Genomic DNA, 4508 nt, shown 5'->3' on the forward strand with positions numbered 1-4508 from the left:
GTTCCGCCGCCTGCTACCTGACTGCTGGACTTACCGGTTACCGGGCATTTGCTGTTGTCACTCATGCAATCTACTCCTTTCGTTGTTATAGTTGGTTATATGTGGACAAAGACGGGACCGGAACAGAACAGTTTCATTTTCAGTGTTTCATAAATTTTATTAATGTCAACAACAACATAAATAAAACTAATTAATAATAATACCTATCAAATGATTACAATTAAGCGGGTGCCTGCCGGGCAACCCGCTTAATGTCAGTAACTATTTAATCACTACAAATAGTGAGCCTGCAACACCACAAACCGGACATTTTTCCGGTGCTACCTTCTCATGGGTATGACCACAGACCGGGCAGACGTAGTAATCAAACTGGTCACCTGCCTGACCAAGGGTATCAAAGGCCTTCTGATACAGTTCAGCATGGGTTTTTTCAACCGTATTGGCATAGCTGAAAGAGCGCAGTGCATCAGTTGCACCTTCTGCCTTGGCATCCTCAATCATGGGCGGATACATTTCTTTATACTCATGGGTTTCACCACCAATCGCCTCCATCAGGTTCTCTTTGGTGGACTTGATACCACCCAGGGCCTTCAGGTGAGCATGGGCATGCACAGTTTCTGCCTCAGCAGCTGCACGGAACAGACGGGCAACCTGTGGCAAGCCCTCTGTATCAGCCTGCTTGGCAAAAGCCAGATATTTACGGTTTGCCTGTGACTCTCCTGCAAACGCATCCTGCAGATTCTTTTCTGATTTTGGTCCATTAGCCATGGGTTGATCCTCCAATATTTTTTTTAAGCCAACTAACATTGGCGTGTTAGGAATAATACCTATCTAGTAAACTGTCAAGACTTTTAATCAAATTGTCTCATCAAGGACATAAGTTGCGATGGTTCCGGCAATTTTATCAATAGAATTACGATCATTATTAAAAAGCAACTCATAAAGTGCAGGATTATGGTCATCCTGATCCAGAAAATCCCTGGTAAAGGCATCTCTCTGTTTCTGCTGCTTAATTACAATTTTTTCCGCCGCTTCTGGTTCAATCTGCAGTCTCTGCGCTATGGCACGTACCTTAAAATCCATCGAACCATAAATTCTAAAATGCTTTGAATGTTCAAAATGCCTGGTTATGATCGCGCCGCCCAATTCCATTATGATCACATTACCCTGCTCTGCAAGACCAACCACATGTTTGCACAGCAGCCTGAAACAGTCCTGGCTATGGTTCCAACGGGGAGAAAAAGTTGCCAATATGTCATCCAGAAGACGGTTCTTCTCCCCAAGACGCTCAAGTATATCCTTTGAAATAGCATGATGCTTTGCCACTTGATCAAGTACGGCCCGATCAATCAGCAACCATTGTTCACCGGTCTTTTCTGACAGCAGCTGACTTAGCCGCTCTGCAACAGGATACCCAAGACAGCCATACTGGCGAGAAATTGTCACACAGTGGCGTGGCTTTGGTTTCTTATGTCTCTGTAGTGCCTTCTGTTTTTGGGTGCGATTATACTCCTCAAGTGCTCCCACCCGTAAATCAACCGACGGAATAAGTAAGTTATCCGGCATACCTCTCTTCCTCCTTGTTCATCGCTCATGAAAAATAAAAGCACGCATCATCTTTAGTGTAACCTGAAAACAGAATCATGCAAGCGACAGTAGCGTAACGACAACAGTACAACCTGCAACTGTTTTCTTGACAAAAGCGATGCAAGAAGTAATGATTCTTATCAAGTAATTGAGAAATGGAGTACTGCCGTGGCAACTTACTGTACCCAGCAGCAAAAAGAACAGATGATGGAACAGTTTGTAACTGCCTGCAGAGACGCCGGTCTGAAAGTCACCCATCAACGCACAGAAATCTACCGTCAGCTGGTGAATCAGCCTGATCATCCGACTGCCGAGACACTGCACAAACGTTTACTGGCGACACTCCCGACCATCTCCCTTGATACGGTTTACCGTACGCTTACCACGCTTGAACAGCATGGCCTGGTTGCCCGGATTCAGACCGCCGAAAGCCAGGCCCGCTTTGAAGCGGTCTACGCGCCGCATCACCATCTGATCTGCAGCCGCTGCAAGCGTGTTGTGGACTTTCAATGGCCTGATGTTGACACCTTGCAACCACCTGCCGATCTGGCCCAGTGGGGACAAATAGACTCAAAAACAATCGTTATGCACGGAGTTTGTTCCACCTGTTCAGGTAGTTAGCCACCCCAAACCGCAATCCCACTGGCACGTTGAATACACTGGATAAAAAACTATTGACAGATATTCTCAAAATCGTTATTGATAACAAAATTCATTTACAAAGAAAGGCGGTGGTCGTGGGATTTTATCAATCAGACAATCAAGGCAACACCAAAAGAAAGAAAACCGCCCTGGAACTTCTTGCACATTTCAATGATCCGCTTGATTGTCTGACAGCACATCTCATGCTGGAATGTTCTGAAGTACTTGCAGGTGTTAAGCCGGCCAATCTTGTTTCATTGGTTAATCGTACCCGCCCATGCGGCAGAAATCTGTACCAGCTTTGGCAGTCCTTGCGTCAAGAGGCTGTAGCAAGACTCAGCACCATTGATTTTCTGATACTCCAGACTAAAGAGCGGTCAATATTACTACTCTGCTACAACAGGGAACAACTGGAACAGCACCTTTCCCATGCCGGCATTCGCACACTACTGCATAAAGCAGGTTACAAGCAGACGTCCACCGTACCTGAACTATTAACAGAACTGAAACAACGTATCTCCAAACATGATCATTTTCCCCATGAAATCGGTCTGTTCATCGGCTATCCAGCTAAAGATGTGGCTGCTTTTATGGGATTGGTCAAGTTACCGTTTTCCTGTCAGGCACTTTGGAAAATCTATGGCAACCCAGCAAACAGCCTGAATCTGGCAAAAAACTACCGTTGCTGTCGTGAACGTATGACTGAAATCCTTGCATCAGGAAGCCAGATACTGGTTAAAGCTCAGCATCCAGAGCAGCTATTTTTTTACCAGCATAATGATATCGATTTTCATATTCTAAAGGGGTCGAAACCATGAGTATCATACTGGTAGGCGGCATGGATCGCCTCGGCGAAAAATACCTGCTTGAAGCAAAAAAACTGGGCATGAATCTGCGTATATTCAGCCAGACAGAGCAGAACATGGGCACCAAGATCAAACACGCCGATGCTGTTGTCATCTTCACCAACAAGGTGTCGCATCAGGCACGTAATGAGGCATTTACAGCGGCAAAGAAACAAGGCATTCCGGTATTCATGCATCATGCATGCGGTGTATGTACCTTGCGGGAATGCCTGAACTGCTTGAGATTAATGCAGCAATCGGCAGTGTAACGTACTTCAACATCAGGAAAGGAGGCGCACAACTGACATGGAAAAGCGGACCATCACCAGTGAAAAACTGTTTGGCGACCTGCAGGAAATCATCATCCAGCACGCCGGTGAATCGTACCACCTACGAATAACCAGTAATAATAAGCTGATCCTGACCAAATAAACACTTCACTAACCACTCAAGCCAGCCAGAGGCGTATTACTCCGCCGCACAGCCAGCCAGAGACAACTCACACAAGGAGATTGTTTATGACTGCACTGCGGCACACCACACTAGCCCTTTCGTTGACCATTATTACCACCGGCTCAGCTTTTGCCGGTCCCCCCCTTGCCACCGATGATGCCGGTACGGTTGATGTCGGCAAGGTTGAGATCGAACTGAACAGCTCCTACGGCTATGACAAGCATACCGTGGACGGTTCCACCACCAAAACCAATACCGCGGGTGGAGAAGTCAAGATCACCACCGGGCTCTACAAGGATCTTGGTATCTCTTTGGCCATTCCCTACCTGTTCAACGAGCGCAGCAATGTTGATGGCGATGTCTCAAATGTTGACGGCTTTGGCGACATGACCATGGAAGTCAAATACAGGTTTGCCGAATTGGCCGGTATCAATCTGGCGATCAAGCCCAGTGTGATTGTGCCCACCGGTAAGTACAGCGGCGGCCTGTCTGAAGGCCGCTGGCAGTTTGGTAGCACCCTGATTGCCACCAAAGAGTTTGCAGATGGTGCCTATGCCCTGCATGCCAATCTTGGCTATGAGTACCACCACTTCCGTGAAGATGACGGTTCACAGCGCAGAAACCTCTGGTCCGGTTCCATTGCCGGTGAGGCTGAAGTAGCCAAAGGGCTGTTTGCAGTGGCTGATTTTGGCCTTGGCACTAACCCGGACAAAACGTCAAACGATCTGCCGGTCTATGCCCTGACCGGTCTGCGCTATGAGATTAACGATCATCTGGATATTGATGCCGGCATCAAGTTTGGTCTGACCAGGCCGGAAACTGACGTAACTGCACTGTATGGACTGGTGTTGAAATTCTAAAACTCAATGAAACACAGAGCAACGGAGCAACAGAGAAATAGTAAACGGAATGTTTAACAGAGAATAATCAAACAACAATGTAACTGATTTAAAGACAATCATTTTAACCACTTTTCACTCT

The 4508-nt window shown here is 46.8% G+C and carries 8 protein-coding genes; 6 read left to right on the forward strand and 2 right to left on the reverse strand.

What is annotated here, in order from left to right:
* Positions 1-194 (forward strand): hypothetical protein (locus OEL57_RS14485; protein ID WP_300741401.1); only part of this gene is annotated, 194 nt, incomplete at its 5' end.
* Positions 195-261: 67 nt separating this feature from the next.
* Here OEL57_RS14485 and OEL57_RS14490 read toward each other — a convergent pair.
* On the reverse strand, positions 262-768 hold the full coding sequence (locus OEL57_RS14490) for a rubrerythrin family protein (protein WP_300741403.1): 507 nt from the start codon (positions 766-768) through the stop codon (positions 262-264).
* An 87-nt stretch (positions 769-855) separates the two neighbouring features.
* Complete coding sequence (locus OEL57_RS14495) at positions 856-1566, reverse strand: AAA family ATPase (RefSeq protein ID WP_300741405.1); 711 nt, start codon at positions 1564-1566, stop codon at positions 856-858.
* A gap of 189 nt (positions 1567-1755) precedes the next feature.
* Here OEL57_RS14495 and OEL57_RS14500 point away from each other — a divergent pair, with 189 nt between their 5' ends.
* From OEL57_RS14500 to OEL57_RS14520, 5 genes are all read left to right on the forward strand, one after another.
* Positions 1756-2208: a Fur family transcriptional regulator gene (locus tag OEL57_RS14500; RefSeq protein ID WP_300741407.1), complete on the forward strand. Its 453-nt coding sequence runs from the start codon at positions 1756-1758 to the stop codon at positions 2206-2208.
* A 116-nt stretch (positions 2209-2324) separates the two neighbouring features.
* Positions 2325-3047: a DUF3793 family protein gene (locus OEL57_RS14505; protein WP_300741410.1), complete on the forward strand. Its 723-nt coding sequence runs from the start codon at positions 2325-2327 to the stop codon at positions 3045-3047.
* Positions 3044-3343, forward strand: a complete 300-nt coding sequence (locus tag OEL57_RS14510) for a DUF2325 domain-containing protein (protein ID WP_300741412.1) — start codon at positions 3044-3046, stop codon at positions 3341-3343. Before OEL57_RS14505 ends, OEL57_RS14510 begins: the two co-directional genes overlap by 4 nt.
* A 37-nt stretch (positions 3344-3380) precedes the next feature.
* On the forward strand, positions 3381-3506 hold the full coding sequence (gene hemP / locus OEL57_RS14515; protein WP_300741413.1) for a hemin uptake protein HemP: 126 nt from the start codon (positions 3381-3383) through the stop codon (positions 3504-3506).
* 86 nt (positions 3507-3592) lie between these two features.
* Positions 3593-4387 (forward strand): transporter, encoded by a 795-nt coding sequence (locus OEL57_RS14520; protein WP_300741415.1) that lies wholly within the window; start codon positions 3593-3595, stop codon positions 4385-4387.
* Positions 4388-4508: the final 121 nt, after the last annotated feature.

Source organism: Trichlorobacter sp. (genome assembly GCF_030247655.1).
Taxonomy (GTDB): Bacteria; Desulfobacterota; Desulfuromonadia; order Geobacterales; family Pseudopelobacteraceae; genus Trichlorobacter.

What these genes read in the sequence shown, in the direction of transcription:
- OEL57_RS14490 (WP_300741403.1), bottom strand. Translation starts at nt 768, where the DNA reads ATGGCTAATGGACCAAAATCAGAAAAGAATCTGCAGGATGCGTTTGCA.
- OEL57_RS14495 (WP_300741405.1), bottom strand. Translation starts at nt 1,566, where the DNA reads ATGCCGGATAACTTACTTATTCCGTCGGTTGATTTACGGGTGGGAGCA.
- OEL57_RS14510 (WP_300741412.1), top strand. Translation starts at nt 3,044, where the DNA reads ATGAGTATCATACTGGTAGGCGGCATGGATCGCCTCGGCGAAAAATAC.
- hemP (WP_300741413.1), top strand. Translation starts at nt 3,381, where the DNA reads ATGGAAAAGCGGACCATCACCAGTGAAAAACTGTTTGGCGACCTGCAG.
- OEL57_RS14520 (WP_300741415.1), top strand. Translation starts at nt 3,593, where the DNA reads ATGACTGCACTGCGGCACACCACACTAGCCCTTTCGTTGACCATTATT.